The organism is Prochlorococcus marinus str. MIT 9401 (assembly GCF_000760095.1).
Classification (GTDB): domain Bacteria; phylum Cyanobacteriota; class Cyanobacteriia; order PCC-6307; family Cyanobiaceae; genus Prochlorococcus_A; species Prochlorococcus_A marinus_I.
This window is the reverse complement of the sequence record NZ_JNAR01000016.1, coordinates 212701-235011: the sequence shown is the minus strand read 5'-3', so window position 1 is coordinate 235011 and position 22311 is coordinate 212701. Positions and strand designations below refer to the sequence as shown.

Sequence of the window (22311 nt, the reverse complement as noted above, 5' to 3'; positions counted from 1 at the left end):
CTTCAAATGGGAAACATTACAGCAAAACTTGTTAAAGATCTTAGAGACAAGACTGGCGCAGGAATGATGGATTGCAAAAAAGCACTTAAAGAAACTGATGGAAATGTTGATAAAGCTTTGGAATGGTTAAGAAAGAAAGGCATAGCTAGTGCTGAAAAGAAATCAGGAAGAGTTGCGGCTGAAGGCTCAATTGGTAGTTACATACATACTGGATCAAGAGTGGGCGTTTTACTTGAGTTAAATTGTGAAACTGATTTTGTCGCTAGAGGTGATATTTTCCAATCTCTTTTGAAGGATGTCTCAATGCAAGTAGCAGCCTGCCCAAATGTTGAATATGTCTCAATTGATCAAATACCAGAAGATGTAGTGGAAAAAGAAAAGCAGATTGAAATGGGGCGAGATGATTTATCTGGAAAACCAGAACAGATTAAAGAAAAAATAGTTGAAGGGAGAATAACGAAAAGACTTAATGAGCTGGTTTTACTTTCACAACCTTATATTAAAGATAGTTCTCTTACAGTTGAGGATCTCGTTAAACAAGCAGCTGCAAAAATTGGGGAAAATATCAAAGTAAGACGCTTTACAAGATATACACTAGGTGAAGGTATAGAAAAAAATCAGATGGACTTCGCTGAAGAGGTTGCATCAATGCAATCAAACTAGTCACTTGAATGATTTGAATAATTTTAATAGTTACTTAGATATAGATAAAATTAATTCTCAATTAAAGAGAGCAGAGATACAAAAAAGAATATTAATTAGAAATATCTATAGGGAATATGAACTTTATCTTAATCATGTAAGAGATGTACTTTATATCTCTGCAGAAAAGGGGCTTAACCATATATATAGTTATCCAAAAATTAATGATAATTTCTTATATGAAAATGAATTCTATAGTCTTTTTGAAAAAAAAATAAGAAGGCTTATTTATTCGAATTTGCCCTTATTAACAGTAGAACAATTAAAAATAAATGAAATTAAAAAAAATATAAAAAAACAAATTAATTTTCATAGCTTAGATAGTTTTACAAAAACAAAGGATAATCAAAAAGAAAAAATTCAACATGAAGATGATTTTCAACTAGAAGAACCCATTCAGTTCAAGATTAGTAAAGACATTTCAAATGCTTCTGAATATTATCAAACTGATAATGATGGGAAATTCATATCACTTGACTTAGATAATAACCACCATAATAATTATTTATCTAAAAACATTATTTTTGAAAATTTAGGAGTTGAAAAACAATTTATTTCTTCCTTAATTGAATTAACAGGAGAAGAAAAGGTGGAAAAACAAATATATCAAGAAAAAGAAAATATCAATCAATTAGATAATTTACCAAAAAATCAGATTCTTAATAATTTTGATTTAATAGACAAGTCATTGGAAAATTTACTATTAAATCTTTCATATAGTATTAACCAACAATTATTCAAAGCAAATCTAATAAAAAAGATGATATCCAAAGATTCCTTTGATTACTTAGTAGGCAAAAATTTTATGATAAAACATCCATATCCTTTTGTTATTAATTTCGAATTAGAATTAAATCGTACATCATTAACCGGCAATAATTTTCCAAGCATTATTTTCTTCAATATATCTACTGTTGAGTTAGAGTTTAAAAACTTAAATCTTTCTATTCAAAGGCAGAAAATAAATGAGCTAAAAAATCAATTTCAGGGTTTGATTAAAAAAGAGACATATTGGAGGCAAAAAGAAATAACTTTGAATAAGATACGTTGAAAAAATAACTCTTTTTTCAAATGTGACTATTAGCGGAAATAATGATAATAAATTAATTAAAGATTGGATAAGACCTCTTCAAAAATCTCTTACTATTGAGACTGAAAACAAATTTATTAATACTTTAGGAAGAGAAAAATATTTTAATGATTATTTGCATGAATCACTAAAACAACTAGATAACCTAAATCTCTCAGACGAATATTTAAGAATATTTTGTGAATTTTCAAAAAAATATAATGAGTATAATAAATTAGATGAGAATCAAAGAAAAAGGTTAGTTATAGATACAAGAAAAAATCTTTATAAACTAGGAAAAACTCTAGAAATAGAAAGTTCTAGTAATATTTCTAATAATATTTTTCTGAATAAAGCTGATTCAAGTTTGTCTTTTGATTCAGATATTTCATTAATAAAAAATGTAGGAAAAGTTTATAAAAATAAGCTAAATGAATTAGGGATATTTCATATAAAAGATCTAATTAATTATTTCCCAAGAACATATCTAGACTATACGAATAGAGTTAAGATAATAAATTTAAAACCAGATAATTTATACACGTGCATTGCAAACGTTAAAAGATTTTATATTCATAAGAGTAAAAAAAATAGTAATTTATCAATAATGAATATTGTGGTTTTTGATGAAACGTCTTCAATAAAGGTTACAAAATTTTTTTTAGGAAGAAGATTTAGATCTTACTCCTTCTTCACATCTCAAAAATCTTTGTATACTCCTGGAACTAAATTAGCAATTTCCGGTAAAGTTAAATTGACAGAGTATGGCAAAACTTTTGTAGATCCGCAGATTGAAATTCTAAAGGACAACAATGATAATTTTAATTTCTCAGGCAAAATATTACCCTTATATTCATTAGGTGAAGCATTATCAAATATGAGTTTTATAAAACTTATGAAAAAGGTACTAATTTATGCAAAGCAATATCCAGAAATTTTAAATAAAAAGCAACTTGATTCATTATCTTTATTATCAAAAGGCGAGTCGTTGATTAATATTCATTTTCCACCAACTCAACAGGCACTTATTGAGTCAAAAAAACGTTTGGTTTTTGATGAGTTATTCCTACTTCAAATAAAGTTCCTACTTAGAAAAAGAAAGACGAATAAAAATGTAACTTCCCAACAATTACCTCAAAAGAAATCTTTGTTAAAAGAATTTTTAAATACTTTTCCTTTTGAATTAACAAAATCTCAAGAAAATGTTTTGACTGAAATTAAGAAAGATTTATCTAATCCCGTACCAATGTCTAGATTGCTTCAGGGCGATGTGGGAAGCGGTAAAACAATAATTGCAATAGCGTCTCTTTTGCTTGTCATTGAAAAAAACCTGCAAGGTGCATTTATGGTCCCAACTGAGGTATTGGCAGAACAGCATTATAAAAATTTATTAAAATATTTGAACCCCCTTTTTGTTTCTGTTGAACTACTTACTGGGAATACTCCTCAAAAAAAGAGAAAAGAAATTTTCTCTAATTTGAACAATGGATTAGTTGATATCCTCGTAGGTACTCATGCATTATTTGAGGATAAAGTCATCTTTAATGCATTAGGCATGGTCGTAATTGATGAACAACATAGATTTGGAGTTACTCAAAGAAATAGATTACTAAATAAAGGAGAAAATACTAACTTGTTATCAATGACAGCAACGCCAATTCCAAGAACTCTTGCGCTTTCTATTTATGGTGATTTAGATGTGAGTCAAATTACAGAACTCCCTCCTGGGAGAGTTCCCATAACAACAAAAATAATTTCAGAAGACGATTTAACTAATTTGTTCAAGATTGTTGAAGATGAGATCAATAAGGGAAAGCAAGCTTATGTTATTTTGCCACTTATAGAAGATTCAGAAAAAATGAATTTAAGCTCCGCAAAGAAAACATTCAAACATTTATCAGAAGAGGTCTTTTTTAACAAAAAAGTTGGATTATTACATGGCAAATTAAGTTCACAAGAAAAGAATGAAGTGATTAATTCTTTTTTAAAGAATGAAATTAATATATTGGTTTCAACCACAGTAATTGAGGTTGGCATTGATGTACCTAACGCCACAATTATGATTATTTATAATTCAGACAGATTTGGATTGTCCCAGCTACATCAATTAAGGGGAAGAGTTGGTAGAGGATCAACAAAATCTTTTTGTTATCTTGTAACCCCTGATAAAAATGGATTAGAAAATAAACGACTTTGTGTTTTGCAAAAATCTAATGATGGCTTTTATATCGCTGAAAAAGACTTGGAGCTTAGAGGACCAGGTCAGATTTTAGGATATAGACAATCCGGATTGCCTGATTTTGTACTGGACAATTTACCTAATAATAAATTTCTTATTGATAAGGCTCGTGAAGAGGCTATTAAGATTGTTAGCGATGATCCTGATTTAAAAGAAAATATTGTTTTAAGGAAGATACTTATTGATAACTCTGATAATAAATTCATTCATGATTTCTTAAATTGAAAACTATCATTGTAATTTTTGATATATATGCCACTATAAATCAATAGCAAATTTCAATTGAAAATTTGGAATAAAATACCAATTAAAGATAATGGAGATAAATTAATAGCTATACCTAGCTGCCTAAAGTTTTTAGATCCCCACCCTTACTCTCATTTAGGAGCACCTTACAAAGATAAAACTTCTATTTGGAAATTAAGAGAGGAGGTCGTAAATAGATTAGTAAAAGTAAATGATTATTTGATTTTAAACAGTAGCTTTAACCTTTTAATTTATGACAGTTGGCGACCGTTAGAAGTCCAGGAATTTATGTTTAAAAGAGCATTTTTATTAGAGTGTGAAAAATCCGATATTAATATTTCTTTTGAAAACATAAAATCTTATCCATCCATTTTAAAAAAAGTTGAAAAATTTTGGGCATATCCTTCTTATGACACTAGGTGTCCTCCCCCTCATTCAACTGGGGGTGCATTAGATGTTTGTTTATCAGATAAAGACGGAAATCTTGTTGAAATGGGAAGCTTGGTTGATCAAATGGATGAGACCTCAAATCCTTATTTTTATGCAAATAAAAAGAATGAAGAATCAATTATTTGGAATAATAGAAGAAATTTATTAAAAGAAATTATGACAAAATTCGGATTCGCTCAACATCCTAATGAATGGTGGCATTTTAGTTATGGTGATCAATTATGGGCTTGGAAAAATAAAAAAGCAAATGCCCTTTATGGAAAAATTTAAATTCTATTGATTTTATTTAGCAAATCAAGTACGTAATTTTCATCTTGAGAATCTATAAAATCTCCGAAATCCAAATCCAAATTACTCTTCCAATTAACAAATAATGGTTGAAGAGTTTTTTCTAAATCGTTAAGTTCCATTCTTTGTAAGAATGGTTTAGCCAGCCTTTGAAGATTTTTACTTCCCCCCAACCATAATTGGTATTTGTTTTGCCCACTTCCAACAAGTGCTAATTCGGCCATATAAGGCCTGGTACATCCGTTCGGACATCCTGTCATTCTGAATAATATTGTCTTTTGTATTTTTAAATCTAATAGTAAATTTTCAATCCTTTTTAATACATCAGGTAATATTCTTTCAGCTTCAGTCATCGCAAGACCACAAAGTGGTAAAGCAGGACAAGCTAATGCATGTCTTTGTATTTCATTAATATTTTCTAAATTTTCGTATCCAATTTTTGATAGAGATTTTTGAATCTCACCTTTATTTTTATTGGCGATATTACAAAGTAAAATATCTTGATTAGGAGTGAGTCTTAAATCTAACTTATATTTTTTAACAATACTTGTGATGGTATTCTTCTTTTCTCCAGATAATCTCCCTGATAATAATGGTAAACCTACGAAATAGGAGGTTTTATTTTGTTTATGCCAACCTAGGTAATCAATAAGAACCTTATCCGGTTCTTTTCTGACTTTTTTAATTTCTTTTTTGAAATACTTTTCAAAAAGTATCTTTTTAAACCATTTAATACCTTTTCTATGAAGAAGATATTTCATTCTCGAATTTTTTCTTGATTTTCTATCACCATAATCTCTTTGAATAGCCACAATGCTTTGTATTAATTCATAAACATCAGGTTCTTCAACATATCCAAGTGGATCTGCAATTCTGGCAAAGGTCTCCTCATTGTTATGTGTGCGACCCATACCACCTCCAACATAGAAGTTGCACCCTTCTAAGTTTCCATCTTTAGATGTAAAGGCAACAATTCCTATGTCATTGGTAAGAAGATCAACAGAGTTGTCCCCAGGAATTGTAACAGCACATTTGAATTTTCTAGGTAAATAAGTTGCACCATAAAGAGGCTCATCTTTTATCCCACTAAAAACATTATCTTTGAATTGGAGCTTCCTAATTGCTTCAATATCATTGTCAGGCTTTATGGTGTACTCTAAATCTCCATCAGCCCAAAGTTCTAAAAAAGTGCCTTGGCCAGCCATTGGGGTAAGAAGATCTGCAACTTTTTTTGCCAATGCTCTTGCCATAATATAGTCTGGCGAATCAAATGGAGCCGCAGGGGCCATAACGTTTCTATTTATGTCTCCACATGCAGCTAATGTGGAGCCCATTGAATTTACTATTGTTTGAATTACTTCCTTTAGGTTCTCCTTTCTGATTCCATGCATTTGAAAGGCTTGTCTTGTAGTGGCCCTAAGTGTTCCATTCCCTAGTTTGTCAGATAATTCATCTAATGCTAAAAATAATTTCCCAGGGACTTCACCGCCCGGATTTCTTAACCTAAGCATCATTTGCCAATCTTTACTTTTGCCAGGCTTTCTATTTTCCCTGTTATCTTGTTGATAACTACCATGAAATTTTAATAATTGAACTGCATCATTAGTAAAATGATCACTCTCATTGACTAATTCCGTAGCGAGTGGTTCCTTAAGAAATTGGCTACTTTTTTTAAAATTTTCAAATTTAGAAACTTCTAGACCATTTGCTAAACAAACAGTCTCTTCCTTTGCAGAATCTTTTTTCTTTTTTACTTTCTCAACTTTGATCAAAGGACCAAAACATATCTCTTTTTATACATTAGCGAAAAGCTTATTTAACTGGTAGTAAATTATAGTAAGTGAAGTCATATTTTTTTCTTGTCTAAATATTTACTTGAGATAGGTACAGAAGAGTTGCCCGCAAAATTTTCTCATTCTGTTCTAGAGCAATTTAAATCTCTAATAGAATTTGAATTGGATAAAAAGTTAATCAAATTCGAACATATAGTCGTCACCTCCACACCAAGGAGGATAGTGCTACTTCTCGAAGGTTTAGTTGATTATGCAGAAGATAAGATAATAGAAAGAAAAGGACCTAAAGCAAATTCAGCTTATTTAAATGGATGTCCTACTAATGCTGCTTTAGGATTTGCTAATAGCTTAAATATAAATGTAGGTGAGCTAGAAATAAAAAACACAGAAAAGGGTGATTTTGTCTTTGGAAAGAGAATTGAGAAAGGCCTATCAACAAAAAATTCTTTGTCTTCGATTATCCCAAAATTAATAAAGAGTCTTCAAGGCCCTCGATTTATGAAATGGGGTGCTGGGAACATAAAGTTCTCAAGACCTATTAGATGGATTGCCTCTATTTATAATAATGAAATTCTTGAATTTGAATTTGATGAATGTGATCCAAAGATCAAAATAAGTAATCAAACAAAAAGTCATAGGCTAATCAATGAAGTTTTAGAAGTTCAGAAACCTGATGATTTTTTTGAATTATTGAAACGAAATAGGGTAATAGCTATTCGAAAAGAAAGAAAAGAAAAAATTGAAAGTTTAATAAATCAGGCATCTAAATCTTTAAATCTGAAACCTGACCTTTCAGAAGGATTACTTAATGAACTAACTGATTTAGTTGAATGGCCAGACTTAATTGTTGGCAAATTTAGTGATGAATTTCTTGATCTTCCTGTTGAAGTTCTCTCAACAGTCATGAAAAATCATCAGAGATACGTTCCTCTTTTATTGAAAAACGAAAGTTTTTCTAAACTAGATTTAAACTCTGAAAAAAATATTAGTACAACTTTCTGCGTTATTTCTAATGGTCTTGAAGAATCAAATAATAATATTGCCAAAGGTAATGAGAAAGTATTAAGGGCAAGGTTTTCAGATGCAAAGTTTTTCGTAGAAAGTGACAAAAAAGTTCCTTCAATCGAAAGAAACGAAAAGCTTAAATCTGTTTCATATTTGAGTGGATTTGGAAATATATTTCAGAGGGTAGAGAGGATAGAGGAAGTTACAAAAAAAATTCTTAAATTTTTAAATGATAAGTCTTTAGAAGAAAAAAAAATAATAGAAGCTGCTAAATACTGTAAAAACGACTTATGTAGCGAAATTGTTTTCGAATTCCCTGAGCTGCAAGGAATAATGGGTGGAAAATATCTTAAATATGAGGGATTTAGTGAGGATGTTTGTTTGGCTGTCGCTGAACATTATTTACCTTCTTTTTATAAAGATGCTTTGCCCTCCACAAAATATGGTGCAATAGTTTCGATAGCAGATAAGGTCGAAACTCTAATAAGTATATTTATTTCTGGTAAACGTCCCAGTGGATCATCTGATCCTTATGCTTTGAGAAGAAATTTAAATGGAGTGATTAAAATAATATGGGATTATGAACTTGATTTACCTTTAGATAAATTATTCAATGAACTTATTGATTTTTGGAAAATCGTATTTCCGAAATTAAACTTCTCAAAAGAAACAGTATTTAATGATCTAAATGAATTTTTAGTTCAAAGAATTGTAAGTCATCTAGAAGAAATATCACTAAGTAAAGGATTAATAAAGGCCGTTTGCTCCTCTGATGAATTATCTCAAGAAAGAGTATTGAATATTGTTGATCTTAAAAATAGGGTTAAATCTATTATTAATTTCATCGAAAAAGATAATTTTTTTGAAATCCAAAAGGTAATTACAAGGGTAAGCAAATTAGCAAATAATAGTGATGTTTCAAGAGACGTTCTCTCAACAAGAAATTGTGTAAACACAAATCTTTTTGAAAAAGATTGTGAATTGAAAGTTTTTGAATTTATTGAAGAATTAGAAAAACTTTTTTCAGAAGGTTATTGCAATTATGTGGAACTTCTAAATTTGTTTGAGATTAATGTAAACACTATCGAGGATTTATTTGATAATGAAAAGGGAGTCCTAATTATGTCAGAGGATTTAAAAATAAGAAATAATAGGCTCAATTTGTTGAGCTTAATTAGAAATTATTCTCTAAAAATAGCCGACTTTACACTTTTGAACTCTTAACTTTAATTCCTCCCTTTATTGAATAATTTTCTAGCATTTTTTCTACTTCTTTATTTTCCCTAACAGCACTATCAACAGGTTTATATTTTAGAGGTGCTAGGGCTTTTCCTCTTAAAATCGAACCAAGTGTAAGCATTGTAATTTTAAGTTGCTGTAATGGTTTCATAGAGACAACTCTCTTATATAAGTAACTATCAAAAGTAAGTCTTTGTACATCCATGTCATCACACATCTCAACAAAGGCTTCTCTAGCAGAGTCATTTCTGTAGAAAATATTTTGAAGGATTTCTAGTACTTTATAAGTTGTGCCATATTTTTTATCCCATTTTTTAAGATAGTTTTTTAAATCTTTTTCTGATGGAATTACTTGACCGTTTTTTGATGCTTCAACAATTTCTTCGGCACACATTCTTCCGCTTTTTGCAGCAAAATAAATTCCCTCTCCAGAACTTTTTGTAACATAACCAGCTGCATCACCAACCAATGCCATTCTCCCAACTACTCTTCTTGGCCTTGGATGCTCAGGAATAGGGTGAGCTTCTACTTTTATTACTTCACCATTAACAAGTCTTTTTTTTGCCCTATTTCTTACACCCTCTTGAAGTCCTTTAATTAATGCCTGATTCTTTTGCATGGTTCCAGTGCCTACAGCAACATGATCATATTTAGGAAATACCCACCCATAAAAATCAGGAGAAACATCAGTTCCGACATACATTTCAGCAAGATCTTCGTAGTAACTCATTTCTTCTTTGGGCAATTTAATTCTTTCCTGAAATGCTATGGCAACTTTGTAATCTCCTGCATCCATTGCTTTTGCAACTCTGCTATTGGCTCCATCAGCTCCGATTAAAAGGTCAACAGTAAGCTCTTTGAGTTCCCCTTTTTTATCTCCATTCGTAAAATCTGAGTAGGAAAGCTTATATGGCCCTTGATTATTATCGCCAGTATCAATAGAAGTAACTAATCCATTTATTAATGTAGCACCAAGATCTGATGCTCTATTGCGCATAAAGGCATCCATAACTTCTCTTCTACACATCCCAATAAACTCATTATCACTTTTCCCATAAACTCTATCTAAGCTTATATCTACCTCTCTATTAGACGGAGATATCATTCTCATATGCCTTACTTTTCTATCAATAATTGACTCAGGCAAATCAAATTCTTCTACCATGCAAAGTGGAATTGCTCCTCCACATGGTTTTGCATTATCTAATTTTCTCTCGAAAAGCCAAGTTTTTATTCCAGCTTTAGCAAGTATTTCTGCCGCACATGAACCACTTGGACCTCCTCCAATAACAGCTACCCTCAACATATGAAAAAAAAATAATACTGTATATAAAAACTACATCTTTTTTGCTTATAAAAGTGCATTTCTTAAAATAATAGTTAATATCGAAATATCTTTTCCAAATTCACATCTAAATATTGGAACTAAACAAAGATATCGATCAATTTGATATACCGCTTGCCAAAAGAACTTACATAAATAATCCAAATTCAACAATATTAAAAAAATTATTAATATTTTCTCCATTTCTTTTTCTTATGTTTTCTTTCGTTGCATTGCGATTAATTAGAAATGTAGAACTAAAACCTCTTAATAATAATGTCAAATTGCAGGTTGAAAGAAATCTTGATGCCAGAATTTTAGGTCATCTTCCCTATAACGAAGCCCCTAAAGAGAAACTAGTTTTAATTGAGCCTAATATTGAAGTTCATATTGATATGCGCGATTCTCTACTAAAGATGAGAGAAGAAGCCAAAAAGGATGGGATATATTTGGTCTTCTTGAGTGGTTATAGATCAATAAATTTGCAAAACGATATCTTTTATTCTTTAAAATCTATTAGAAATCAAGAAGCGGCTGAGAGAGCTAGAGTTTCAGCCCCTCCAGGATATTCTGAACATAGTACTGGTTTCGCAATCGATATTGGTGATGCTACTCAAAGAGAGACAGACTTTGAAACCGACTTCGAAAATACTGACGCCTTTAAATGGCTCATAAAAAATGCAGCTAAGTTTCACTTTAAGTTATCGTTCAACAAAGATAATAAATATATAGATTACGAACCCTGGCATTGGAGATATGAGGGTTCAATTGAAGCATTAAAAGTTTTTGAAAGCGCAAATAGAAAATTATAAATCTAATTGATTGATTTCATTATTCAATTAGATTATATTTTTCAAAGTCTTAAAGAGAAAATTTTCATAATAAGCATACTTTGAGTTAGCCTTAATAAAGTCAAACTACTATTTATAGATTCTATAAATGCCATCTTCGATAAAAGAAATTAGAAACGTTGCAATTATTGCTCACGTAGATCATGGGAAGACAACACTTGTAGATGCATTGTTATCTCAATCAGGAATATTTAGAGACAATGAAGTTGTCCCTACATGTGTAATGGATTCAAATGATCTTGAGAGAGAAAGGGGGATAACAATTCTCTCAAAAAATACTGCAGTTAACTATAAAGACACCAGAATTAATATTATAGATACACCTGGTCATGCTGATTTTGGAGGAGAAGTTGAGAGAGTTTTGGGAATGGTTGATGGTTGTCTGCTTATTGTTGATGCAAATGAGGGGCCTATGCCTCAAACAAGATTTGTTTTAAAAAAAGCATTAGAAAAAGGACTTAGGCCTATAGTCTTTGTAAATAAAATTGATAGACCACGAGTAGTACCAGAAATAGCAATTGATAAGGTCCTTGATTTGTTTTTGGAGTTAGGAGCTGATGATGATCAATGTGATTTCCCTTATCTTTTTGGGAGTGGCTTATCTGGTTTCGCAAAAGAAGAGATGGAATCTAATAGTGACAATATGATGCCTCTTTTTGAAGCTATTATAAGGCACGTTCCTCCTCCAGTAGGTGACTCTAATAAACCTCTTCAGCTACAAATAACAACTTTGGACTATTCTGATTTCTTAGGCAGAATAGTAATTGGAAAGATCCATAATGGAACTATAAAAAATGGCCAACAGGCTAGTTTAATTAAAGAAAACGGAAAAACTATTAAAGGTAAGGTTAGTAAACTTTTAGGATTTGAAGGATTACAAAGAATTGATATAAATGAAGCGTTTGCAGGTGATATCGTTGCTGTTTCTGGTTTCGATGACGTCAATATAGGTGAGACCATAGCATGTCCGGATTCTCCTCATCCTCTTCCATTAATCAAAGTTGATGAACCTACCTTAAATATGACTTTTGTAGTAAATGATTCACCATTTGCAGGTAAGGAAGGGAAATTTGTTACTAGTAGGCAATTAAAAAATAGATTGGAGAGGGAACTTTTAACAAATGTTGCCTTGAGAGTAGAAGAAACTGATTCTCCTGACAGGTTTTCAGTTTCAGGAAGAGGAGAATTACATCTAGGGATATTAATTGAAACTATGAGAAGAGAGGGTTTTGAGTTTCAAATCTCACAACCTCAAGTAATTTTCAGAGAAATTGATAATGTTGAATGTGAGCCTATAGAGACTTTGGTTTTAGATGTACCTGAAGAATCTGTTGGTTCTTGCATCGAAAAACTTGGATCTAGAAAGGCAGAGATGAAAAACATGCAGACAAGTTCAGATGGTAGAACTCAATTAGAATTTCTTGTACCATCAAGAGGATTAATTGGATTTCGCGGGGAATTTGTAAGGATAACCAGAGGTGAAGGTATCATGAGTCATTCTTTTTATGAATATAAACCTAAAACAGGAGACTTTGAAACAAGAAGAAATGGTGTTCTTATAGCCTTTGAGGAAGGTGTGGCCACATTTTATGCTTTAAAGAACGCTGAAGATAGGGGAGTATATTTCATTAAACCTGGAGTAAAAGTTTATAAGGGAATGATAATTGGAGAGAATAATCGACCTCAAGATCTTGAGTTGAATATATGTAAAACTAAGCAGTTGACCAATATGAGGTCTGCAGGGGCGGAAGAACTTGATACTTTGCAGTCACCTGTTGATATTACCCTTGAAAGAGCCCTCGAATATATTGGTCCTGATGAAATGCTAGAGGTAACACCGGATTCAATAAGAATGAGAAAAATAAATAAAAAGAAAAGAAATTAATAATTAATTTCATGAATGAAGAAAGTACAAAAATTTTTAAAGATTCTCTTCTTACTGCTTTAAATCTTTTTAATAATCATGAATGGTATGAGGCTCATGATGCTTTTGAAGAAATATGGAATTCCGTTGATGGAGACGAAAGACAAGTTATCCAGGGTATTTTACAAGTATCTGTTTCTCAGTTTCACTTAAGTAAGGGTAATTTAAATGGAGCCACTATTTTGCTTGGAGAGGGTTTAGGTAGGATAAAAAGTAGAACCAATATTAATTTAGGAATTGATCTGGAATCCTTCTGCCAATGTTTGGAAGATTTATTGCGGAAATTACAATATAAAGAGCTATTAAATGAGAGCGATAAGCCTTTTTTGAAACCTCTTTGATGATTATGAATATATCTTTATCTTCAATGAAATTATTATTTTTTATCCAATTATTTTTTCAAGAAAACAAGAAAACTAATCTATCTCAAGAAAAATGAACCTAAAGATTCATAATGTATCCCTTTCAATTAAAGGAAGATTAATCGTAAATGATGTTTCCATCACTGTAAATCCAGGGGAAGTTGTAGGTTTGATGGGACCTAATGGCGCAGGGAAAACTACCACTTTTAATCTCGCAGTTGGGAATATGAAACCTGATAAAGGTGAAATTTTAATGAATGGGAAAAATATAACCAAACTTCCTCTCCCAATTAGATCAAGACTTGGGTTAGGTTATTTAACTCAAGAAGCAAGTATATTTAGAGACCTAACTGTTAAGGATAATATAGATTTGGCTTTGCAGAATTCGTCTTATAGTCGAGCGGCAATTAGAAATAGAAGAGAACAATTAATAAATGAATTTAATTTGAATAACTTTGTAGATAATTATGGTTATCAACTTTCCGGAGGAGAGAGGAGGAGGTGTGAAATAGCTAGGGCTCTAACTGTAGGGAGAAAAGGACCTAAATATTTGTTATTGGATGAACCTTTTGCTGGGATCGATCCTCTAGCTGTTAATGATCTAAAGAAACTAATTCTTAAATTAAGTAGTAATGGGGTCGGGATTCTTATTACAGACCATAATGTGAGGGAAACCCTGTTAATTACTAACAAATCATATGTATTAAGTGAAGGAAAAATTTTAGCTTACGGTTCATCAAGTGAATTGGCTGATAATCCAATAGTCAAGAAGTATTATCTAGGAGATAATTTCAAACTTTGAAATGTTTTTTTAAAAATAAATTAAAACTTTTTTATTAAAGATTTACTCATATAAGAATGATTTAAATTATTATTTGTTTGTCATTGAATATTAAAACTTGAGAAATTTCTAGAAATGATACTAGATAATTTTTTTAAAAATTTAATATATGAACCGGTTTCAGTTTTAGGTCTTTTAGTTTTTTATTTTTTATTAATTAATCTACCAATATCTTTGGGTGCAGTTTTTAAAAAAAAGTCTTCTTCTGCTGTAAGACTTATTACAATTTTAGTGAACTTATTGATAACATTACAATTGCTTTTTAGGTGGTCAATTTCTGGGCACTTTCCTATTAGCAATTTGTATGAATCTCTTTATTTCCTTACTTGGGGTATTACATTAGGTCAACTATTGGTTGAAAGAGAATACCAAGCTCCAATAATTCCTTCAATTGCTATACCTATTGAGTTACTGACTGTGGCATTTGCTTGTTTTGTTTTACCTGAGGATTTGAAATTATCATCCAACTTAGTTCCAGCTTTAAGGTCTAGTTGGTTAGTAATGCATGTTAGTGTCGTAATGCTTAGTTATGCAGCATTAATAATAGGTTCTTTACTTTCAATGTCCGTTTTGTTTATTAATAAAAATAAGCCGCTTCAAATCAGAAGTAGCTCTACAGGTATAGGAGGATTTAAAATTTCAAATAGCTATCCTTTAAATGATTTAGTTGAACCTATTGAATTTTCTCATTCAGAAGAATTAGATACATTAAGTTATCGTTCTATATTAATAGGCTTTGTTCTTTTAACCCTTGGTTTAATTTCAGGGGCGGTCTGGGCTAATGAGGCTTGGGGCACATGGTGGAGTTGGGATCCAAAAGAAACATGGGCATTTATCTCATGGTTATTTTATGCCGCTTATCTGCATATGAGAATAAGCAAAGGTTGGCAAGGACGTAGACCAGCATTATTAGCATCTACAGGCTTTTTAGTAGTTTTAGTATGTTATTTAGGAGTTAATTTCTTAGGGATAGGTTTACATAGTTATGGCTGGATATTTGGCTGATTTGTTATTCTCCCGTAATGTTTATATTTATTGAGGTTCAGAAAGAACATTCCCCTTTTGAGCGTCTTGTGCAACTTTTCTCAAGTCATCACATCCCTCTTTTAATGTTGGGTAAGCAAACATTCCACTACCTGCAATAAAACAATTAGCTCCAGCGTCTGCACATTGTGAAATAGTCCAATTTGCTTTTATTCCCCCATCAACTTCAATGTCGACATCTAAGTTTTTTTCAATAACAAAGTTTCTTATTTCTCTAATTTTATTAAGCATTGTTGGTATATAAGCTTGTCCACCAAAGCCTGGATTAACTGTCATAACTAAAACATGATCAACCATATCCATAATGTTTTTAATCATTTCAAAAGGAGTATGAGGGTTTAAAGCAACAGAAGGAGATCCTCCTAAATCTCTTATTCTTCCGAGAACTCTATGCAAATGAATATTTGCTTCGGCATGAGCTATTACTACTCCTGGTTCACCATTCGCTCCCTTTGTAGCGTTTACATAAGATTCAAGCATGGTTTCACAGTTGTATTGACTCACCATTAATTGAGTTTCAAAAGGGACATTGCAATATTTCCTGCATGCCGCAATCATTTCAGGACCGAATGTAAGATTTGGCACGAAATTCCCATCCATTACATCAAATTGAATTCTATCTACCCCAGCTTCCTCGAGCTCTTTCACACATGCCCCCATATTTGCCCAATCTGCTGGTAAAACTGAAGGAATTATTTGAATTGGTCTATTAACACCAGCTAAAGTTGTTTGATTTGACTCAGTCATTTAATTTTTAAAATATTTAATAAAGATACTATATTTAGTTGTTTATTCCTAATTTCAAGTCACGGCCTGATAAAGTATCACCTGTAAAGAGTTAAAAAAAGCTTACTAGCATAATAATTCTCATAAAAAATGACATTTTTTATGAGATCATACTCAAAACCTTTAAGAAAATCCTCAAAATTTAATTGTGAATCAAACTTTAATTCAAGAAATTCTCGAAGTTGTCGAGCAAGCAGCTATTGCCTCAGCAAAACTAACAGGACTTGGTCAAAAAGATGAAGCTGATGCTGCAGCCGTAGAAGCAATGAGATTGCGCATGGGCAAAATTGAAATGAAAGGGAAAATTGTTATTGGAGAAGGGGAAAGAGATGAAGCACCTATGCTTTATATAGGTGAAGAGGTTGGTAGTGGAAATGGCCCAGGGGTTGACTTTGCAGTAGATCCTTGTGAAGGAACAAATCTTTGTGCGAATAATCAAAGAGGTTCTATGGCGGTTTTAGCTGCCTCTGATACAGGTGGCCTTTTCAATGCGCCTGATTTTTACATGAATAAATTAGCAGCGCCTCCTGCGGCCAAAGGTAAAGTAGATATTAGAAATTCAGCTACTGAAAACTTGAAGATACTAAGTGATTGCTTGGGCCTTTCTATTGATGAGCTTACTGTAGTTGTAATGGATAGAACTAGGCATAAAGATTTGATTAAAGAGATTCGAGGATGTGGTGCAAAAGTACAACCGATTTCTGATGGTGATGTTCAAGCTGCGATTGCATGTGGCTTTGCAGGTACTGGAACACATTGCTTAATGGGTATAGGCGCAGCTCCAGAGGGAGTTATTTCAGCGGCTGCAATGAGAGCTCTCGGCGGACACTTTCAAGGACAACTAGTTTATGATCCAGCAATCGCTCAAACTTCTGAATGGGCTGATTACACAAAAGAAGGAAATATAAAACGCCTTAATGAAATGGGCATAACAGATATAGATAAAATCTATGAAGCGAATGAATTGGCATCGGGGGAAAATGTTGTTTTCGCTGGAAGTGGAATAACTGATGGATTATTATTTGACGGAGTTAAATTTGAAAGGGATTGTGTTAGAACGAGTAGTCTAGTTATTAGTACATTAGATAGTACTGCAAGGTTCACAAATACTGTCCATATAAAAGATGGTGCTAAGAGTATCAGCCTTTAAAAATTCACTTTTGATTTTATGCATATTGTTGTCGTCGGACTGAGTCATCGCACGGCACCTGTCGAAGTGCGTGAGAAGTTAAGTATTCCTGACCAATCCATAACAGAGTCATTGAAAGCGTTAAAAGCTTTCAATGATGTATTAGAGGTGTCAATTTTAAGCACTTGTAATAGGCTGGAAATATATGCGCTAGTAAAGGATAAAATTACTGGAATTTCATCAATTAAAGAATTCATATCAGAATATTCTGGAATTATTTTTGAAGATTTAAATCCACATCTTTTTTGCTTTAGGCAGGAAGAAGCAGTTTTACATTTGATGAAAGTCTCAGCAGGACTAGATAGCCTTGTTTTAGGGGAAGGACAAATCCTCTCACAGGTAAAAAAAATGATGAGATTAGGTCAAGAGAATCAATCTACTGGACCAATTCTTAATAGATTATTAACTCAATCAGTTAGTACAGGTAAAAAAGTAAGATCCGAAACAAATTTAGGAACTGGAGCTGTGTCAATCAGTTCAGCAGCGGTAGAATTAGCTCAATTAAAAATAGGACAAGAAAAGGGTTTTGATAATCTTGTAAGTTTGGAATCAGAGAACGTTCTAGTTGTTGGCGCCGGACGAATGAGTAGGCTTTTAATAACTCATTTAAAATCAAAAGGATGTCATAAACTTATCCTTTTAAATAGAAATATTGATAGAGCATTAAATCTTGCTCAAGACTTCCCTGATTTAGAGATTGTTTGTAAAGGGTTAAACGAATTAGAAGAAAACATATCATTATCTTCGCTTGTTTTCACCAGTACTGCTTCTGAAGAGCCAATTATTGATCTCACAAAAATTAAAAAAATAAATTTGAGTAATAGACTTAAATTTATTGATATTGGTGTTCCGAGAAATATATCTAATGATGTCAAACAACATGAATTTGTAAAATCATTTGATGTTGATGACTTACAAGAGGTCGTTTCAAGAAATCAGGAATTTAGACAGAAAATAGCAAGGGAAGCGGAATCTTTAGTAGAAGAAGAAAGAATCATTTTTCTAGAATGGTGGGCAAGTTTAGAGGCCGTTCCAGTAATTAATAAACTTAGATCAGATTTGGAGTTAATTCGAAAAGAGGAATTGCAAAAGGCACTTAGCAGAATGGGACCAGATTTTTCGGCTCGAGAAAGAAAAGTTGTGGAAGCTCTGACTAAAGGAATAATTAATAAAATACTTCATACGCCTGTTACCAAGTTGAGAAGTCCTCAATCAAGAGAAGAAAGACAAGTTTCTTTGAAAATCGTTGAAAAATTGTTTTCTTTGGTAGAAGAGGACAAAAATAACTAACTTTTTTCGATTTATATTAAGTTTTTCCAGTGATTTATCGAAATACCTTTGTAAACTGACCATTTGTATTTCTAAATATGCCCATAATCAGTTACTTTAAGTAGTTGTATATCTACCTCCATTAGATTGAATGAAGCGTGTGTTGGCCATAATCCTCGGAGGAGGAAAAGGTTCTAGACTTTACCCTCTAACAAAAATGAGGGCTAAACCTGCTGTGCCATTGGCAGGTAAATATCGTTTGATAGATATTCCGATAAGTAATTGTATAAATTCAGGCATTGAAAAAATGTACGTATTGACCCAGTTCAATAGTGCATCCCTAAATAGACATATAGGAAGAACCTATAATTTAAATGGACCTTTCGGCCAAGGTTTTGTGGAGGTTTTAGCAGCACAACAGACTCCTGATAGTCCCAAGTGGTTTGAAGGCACTGCTGATGCTGTAAGAAAATACCAATGGTTATTTCAAGAATGGGATGTTGATGAATATTTAATATTGTCGGGTGATCAACTTTACAGAATGGACTATAGTTTGTTTGTTCAACATCATAGAGATAATGGTGCTGATTTAACTGTTGCAGCTTTGCCTGTTGATGAAGCTCAAGCAGAAGGTTTTGGCCTAATGAGAACAGATGATGTGGGAAATATCAAAGAATTTAGTGAAAAGCCGACTGGAGAGAAGTTGAAGGCTATGGCAGTAGATACTTCAAAATTTGGATTAAGTAAGGAGTCAGCTGCTGAAAAACCATATCTAGCCTCTATGGGTATTTACGTTTTTAGCAGAAATACTCTTTTCGATCTTCTAAATAAATTTCCTAATTATACGGATTTTGGTAAGGACATAATTCCAGAGGCCCTCAAGAGAGGCGATACTCTTAAAAGTTATGTATTCGATGATTATTGGGAAGATATCGGTACCATTGGGGCATTCTTTGAGTCAAACCTTGCATTAACTGAGCAACCAAAACCTCCCTTTAGTTTTTATGATGAGAAATTTCCAATTTATACTAGACCCAGATTTTTACCGCCTTCTAAACTTGTAGATGCTCAAATTACTGATTCAATTGTTTGTGAAGGTACAATTCTGAAGTCATGCAGTATTTTGCATTGTGTTTTAGGTGTAAGAAGCAGGATTGAAAGTGAATCGGTTCTTGAGGATACTCTTGTTATGGGAGCCGATTTCTTTGAATCCCCTGAAGAGAGGATTGCATTAAGAAAAGGGGGCGGAACGCCTCTTGGAGTTGGTGAAGGGACTACTGTAAAAAGAGCAATTCTTGATAAGAATACAAGAATTGGTGATAATGTCGTGATTATTAATAAAGATCGAGTAGAAGAAGCTGATAAGCCAGAATTAGGCTTCTATATCAGAAACGGAATTGTTGTAGTAGTTAAAAATGCAACTATTGCAAACGGAACTGTTATTTAAATCTTTTCCATCATTTTTCGCTGACATAAGTATTTTTTTTGAGCAATTTTGTTGAGTTGCAGGCAAACTATATTTATTGAGTTTTTTAATTTTTTATGTCCAAGGCACATTTTGGTTTAATAGGTCTTGGTGTTATGGGCGAAAATTTAGTTCTTAACGCAGAGAGAAATGGATTTTCTAGTGTAGTTTTTAATAGGACTTACTCAAAAACCGAAGAATTTCTACAAGGTCGTGGCCTTGGGAAGAATATAGAAGGAGCTGAAACTCTTCAAGAATTTGTTAATAAGCTAGAGAGACCTAGAAGAATTCTAATGATGGTAAAAGCTGGGCCAGCAACAGATGCTGTCATTGATAATATTTCTGGATATCTAGAGGAAGGAGATTTATTAATAGATGGCGGTAACTCTCAATTTAAAGATACAGAAAGAAGGGTGAATACTCTTGAAAGTAAAAGTTTTGGATACATTGGGATGGGAGTCTCTGGAGGTGCCAAAGGAGCTCTAGAGGGTCCAAGTATGATGCCCGGTGGAACTAAGGCTTCATATGATGCAATAGAAAGCTTACTAACAAAAATGGCTGCCAAAGTTGAAGACGGACCATGTGTTGCATATGTTGGACCAGGAGGCTCAGGTCATTTTGTAAAAACTGTTCATAACGGCATTGAATATGGAATTGAGCAAATACTCGCAGAAGCTTATGACCTTATGAAGAGAGTCAAAGGTATGAATGGACAAGAGATGTCAGAGGTATTTGGTATGTGGAATAATACTGATGAATTAGCTTCTTATCTTGTTGAAATAACAGAGATTTGTCTAAAGACAAAAGATGAGATAACTGGAGATGATGTTGTTGAGAAAATATTAGATAAAGCAGGCCAGAAAGGTACTGGATTATGGACTGTTGTAAGTGCTTTAGAACTTGGGGTGTCAGTCCCAACTATTTATGCATCTTTAAATGCAAGAGTAATGAGTTCTTTAAAAGATCAACGTAGTGAGATTGAAAAAACTATTCCTAGAAAAGAGATAGAGAATTTTGATTTGGGAAATATATCAGATGGAATGAAACCTTTATTTGATGCTGTAGTCCTTGCCACAATTGCAAGCTATGCGCAAGGTATGGATATTTTAAGAGAAGCATCTTCAGTATATAACTATGGCTTGAATATGCCGTCAATTGCTCAAATATGGAAAGGTGGTTGCATAATTAGATCAAAATTATTAAGTAAAATTCAAGATGCTTATAACAAAGACCCTAATCTAAAAAACTTAATTTTTGATGATTGGTTTAATAATGAAGTTGCTTCAAGATTAGATAACTTAGCCAATGTAGTTTCTTTATCCACTAAAGCTGGTATACCAGTTCCATGCCTATCCAGTACTTTAGATTACTTGAATAGTTATAGAACCAATAGACTTCCTCAGAATCTTGTTCAGGCAATGAGAGATTGTTTTGGCTCTCATACATACGAAAGAATTGATAGAGAAGGTAGTTTTCATACTGAATGGATGAAATGATTGAAAAAGTTAAAAATGGATATAACTTACATGTATACAAAGACAAGTTAGAACTATCGACAGCTGTTTTTAAATTTATTGAAAGTCAAATTATTCATACTCTAAAAAAGAAAGATAGATTCAAATTTTGTGTAAGTGGAGGTTCAACTCCTAAATCTGTATATAAGCTTTTATCAAAAAGTGATCTTAGATGGGATATGGTTGATGTTTTTTTAGGAGATGAAAGATGTGTAGATCCAAATTCAGAATTAAGTAACTCGTTAATGTTGAAAAAGTCATTGTTAACTAATTTTGGGTCTAAATCTTTTTTTTATGAAATTTTCAATGATTTAAAGGCTGATGATGAAGCTATAAAAAATCAATTTATTTCTAAATTATTTGAAAAATGCGGATCAAACCTTCCAACCTTTGATTTAACATTATTGGGTCTTGGAGACGATGGTCATACAGCTTCACTATTCCCATATCAAAAAAATAATAATGTAGATGATTTTGTGATTTTTAATGAAGGTAAGGGATTAAAAAGAATTTCATTAACTCCAAAAGTTCTTTCGGCTTCTTCAAAGATAGTATTTTTAGTTAGTGGAGCTTCTAAAAGAATTGCTCTTGAGAGGTTATTAGATGAAAAAGAGCCACCAGATAGAACACCATCAAAATTAATAAAATCTATTAATCAAATTTCAATATTTTGTGATCAGGAATCAGCAAAAGAATTAGAAATTTAGTTAA

18 protein-coding genes are annotated in these 22311 nt (G+C 32.3%); 15 read left to right on the top strand and 3 right to left on the bottom strand.

Translation table 11 applies throughout. The annotated features are described in order from the left end of the window. The first annotated feature begins 6 nt into the window (after positions 1-6). From tsf to EV01_RS02110, 4 genes are read left to right on the top strand one after another with little or no spacing between them, the layout of a single operon-like run. Positions 7-663, top strand: coding sequence for a translation elongation factor Ts (gene tsf / locus EV01_RS02095; RefSeq protein WP_032516965.1), 657 nt, complete (start codon positions 7-9; stop codon positions 661-663). After that, on the top strand, positions 641-1753 hold the full coding sequence (locus EV01_RS02100; RefSeq protein WP_241433424.1) for an adenylate cyclase: 1113 nt from the start codon (positions 641-643) through the stop codon (positions 1751-1753). The genes tsf and EV01_RS02100 overlap by 23 nt, the downstream gene beginning before the upstream one ends. Before the next feature lie 22 nt (positions 1754-1775). After that, positions 1776-4235 (top strand): ATP-dependent DNA helicase RecG, encoded by a 2460-nt coding sequence (recG, locus tag EV01_RS02105; RefSeq protein WP_080725752.1) that lies wholly within the window; start codon positions 1776-1778, stop codon positions 4233-4235. A 57-nt stretch (positions 4236-4292) separates the two neighbouring features. Next, positions 4293-4976 (top strand): M15 family metallopeptidase, encoded by a 684-nt coding sequence (locus EV01_RS02110; RefSeq protein ID WP_032516966.1) that lies wholly within the window; start codon positions 4293-4295, stop codon positions 4974-4976. Here EV01_RS02110 and EV01_RS02115 read toward each other — a convergent pair. Next, positions 4973-6766: an NADPH-dependent assimilatory sulfite reductase hemoprotein subunit gene (locus EV01_RS02115; RefSeq protein ID WP_032516967.1), complete on the bottom strand. Its 1794-nt coding sequence runs from the start codon at positions 6764-6766 to the stop codon at positions 4973-4975. The genes EV01_RS02110 and EV01_RS02115 overlap by 4 nt on opposite strands. Before the next feature lie 87 nt (positions 6767-6853). Here EV01_RS02115 and glyS point away from each other — a divergent pair, with 87 nt between their 5' ends. Beyond that, on the top strand, positions 6854-9016 hold the full coding sequence (gene glyS / locus EV01_RS02120) for a glycine--tRNA ligase subunit beta (RefSeq protein ID WP_032516968.1): 2163 nt from the start codon (positions 6854-6856) through the stop codon (positions 9014-9016). Here the strand turns inward: glyS and chlP are convergent. Further along, positions 8997-10337, bottom strand: a complete 1341-nt coding sequence (gene chlP / locus EV01_RS02125) for a geranylgeranyl reductase (RefSeq protein WP_032516969.1) — start codon at positions 10335-10337, stop codon at positions 8997-8999. The two genes, glyS and chlP, sit on opposite strands and share 20 nt — an antisense overlap. Positions 10338-10450: 113 nt before the next feature. On the opposite strand from chlP, the gene EV01_RS02130 reads away from it, so the two are divergent. The 5 genes from EV01_RS02130 (at position 10451) to ccsB (ending at position 15338) form a co-directional block, all read left to right on the top strand. Further along, positions 10451-11167 carry a M15 family metallopeptidase gene (locus tag EV01_RS02130; protein WP_032516970.1) on the top strand — a complete coding sequence of 239 codons (717 nt, stop codon included), beginning with the start codon at positions 10451-10453 and terminating at the stop codon, positions 11165-11167. 127 nt (positions 11168-11294) lie between these two features. Continuing rightward, positions 11295-13091 carry a translational GTPase TypA gene (typA, locus tag EV01_RS02135; RefSeq protein ID WP_032516971.1) on the top strand — a complete coding sequence of 599 codons (1797 nt, stop codon included), beginning with the start codon at positions 11295-11297 and terminating at the stop codon, positions 13089-13091. Positions 13092-13102: 11 nt separating this feature from the next. Continuing rightward, the gene (locus tag EV01_RS02140; RefSeq protein WP_032516972.1) at positions 13103-13471 is read left to right on the top strand and encodes a DUF309 domain-containing protein; all 369 of its coding nucleotides are present in this window, start codon (positions 13103-13105) and stop codon (positions 13469-13471) included. Between the two features lie 94 nt (positions 13472-13565). Next, positions 13566-14294, top strand: a complete 729-nt coding sequence (lptB, locus tag EV01_RS02145; RefSeq protein WP_032516973.1) for an LPS export ABC transporter ATP-binding protein — start codon at positions 13566-13568, stop codon at positions 14292-14294. A 114-nt stretch (positions 14295-14408) separates the two neighbouring features. Continuing rightward, positions 14409-15338 (top strand): c-type cytochrome biogenesis protein CcsB, encoded by a 930-nt coding sequence (gene ccsB / locus EV01_RS02150; protein ID WP_032516974.1) that lies wholly within the window; start codon positions 14409-14411, stop codon positions 15336-15338. A gap of 27 nt (positions 15339-15365) precedes the next feature. On the opposite strand, the gene rpe is transcribed toward ccsB, so the two are convergent. After that, positions 15366-16124 (bottom strand): ribulose-phosphate 3-epimerase, encoded by a 759-nt coding sequence (gene rpe / locus EV01_RS02155; protein ID WP_032516975.1) that lies wholly within the window; start codon positions 16122-16124, stop codon positions 15366-15368. Positions 16125-16311: 187 nt separating this feature from the next. On the opposite strand from rpe, the gene glpX reads away from it, so the two are divergent. The 5 genes from glpX to pgl all read left to right on the top strand — a co-directional run bounded on the left by glpX (position 16312) and on the right by pgl (position 22307). Then, the gene (gene glpX / locus EV01_RS02160) at positions 16312-17313 is read left to right on the top strand and encodes a class II fructose-bisphosphatase (protein WP_011862804.1); all 1002 of its coding nucleotides are present in this window, start codon (positions 16312-16314) and stop codon (positions 17311-17313) included. An 18-nt stretch (positions 17314-17331) separates the two neighbouring features. Further along, positions 17332-18642: a glutamyl-tRNA reductase gene (locus EV01_RS02165; protein ID WP_032516976.1), complete on the top strand. Its 1311-nt coding sequence runs from the start codon at positions 17332-17334 to the stop codon at positions 18640-18642. Between the two features lie 130 nt (positions 18643-18772). Next, complete coding sequence (locus EV01_RS02170) at positions 18773-20068, top strand: glucose-1-phosphate adenylyltransferase (RefSeq protein WP_032516977.1); 1296 nt, start codon at positions 18773-18775, stop codon at positions 20066-20068. Positions 20069-20163: 95 nt separating this feature from the next. Beyond that, positions 20164-21582 (top strand): NADP-dependent phosphogluconate dehydrogenase, encoded by a 1419-nt coding sequence (gndA, locus tag EV01_RS02175; protein WP_032516978.1) that lies wholly within the window; start codon positions 20164-20166, stop codon positions 21580-21582. Continuing rightward, the gene (pgl, locus tag EV01_RS02180; RefSeq protein ID WP_032516979.1) at positions 21570-22307 is read left to right on the top strand and encodes a 6-phosphogluconolactonase; all 738 of its coding nucleotides are present in this window, start codon (positions 21570-21572) and stop codon (positions 22305-22307) included. Before gndA ends, pgl begins: the two co-directional genes overlap by 13 nt. Positions 22308-22311: the final 4 nt, after the last annotated feature.

Coding starts and splice junctions, on each gene's coding strand:
- rpe (WP_032516975.1), bottom strand. CDS start 16,124: ATGACTGAGTCAAATCAAACAACTTTAGCTGGTGTTAATAGACCAATT.
- pgl (WP_032516979.1), top strand. CDS start 21,570: ATGGATGAAATGATTGAAAAAGTTAAAAATGGATATAACTTACATGTA.
- gndA (WP_032516978.1), top strand. CDS start 20,164: ATGTCCAAGGCACATTTTGGTTTAATAGGTCTTGGTGTTATGGGCGAA.
- EV01_RS02170 (WP_032516977.1), top strand. CDS start 18,773: ATGAAGCGTGTGTTGGCCATAATCCTCGGAGGAGGAAAAGGTTCTAGA.
- ccsB (WP_032516974.1), top strand. CDS start 14,409: ATGATACTAGATAATTTTTTTAAAAATTTAATATATGAACCGGTTTCA.
- chlP (WP_032516969.1), bottom strand. CDS start 10,337: ATGTTGAGGGTAGCTGTTATTGGAGGAGGTCCAAGTGGTTCATGTGCG.
- EV01_RS02165 (WP_032516976.1), top strand. CDS start 17,332: ATGCATATTGTTGTCGTCGGACTGAGTCATCGCACGGCACCTGTCGAA.
- typA (WP_032516971.1), top strand. CDS start 11,295: ATGCCATCTTCGATAAAAGAAATTAGAAACGTTGCAATTATTGCTCAC.
- lptB (WP_032516973.1), top strand. CDS start 13,566: ATGAACCTAAAGATTCATAATGTATCCCTTTCAATTAAAGGAAGATTA.
- EV01_RS02140 (WP_032516972.1), top strand. CDS start 13,103: ATGAATGAAGAAAGTACAAAAATTTTTAAAGATTCTCTTCTTACTGCT.
- tsf (WP_032516965.1), top strand. CDS start 7: ATGGGAAACATTACAGCAAAACTTGTTAAAGATCTTAGAGACAAGACT.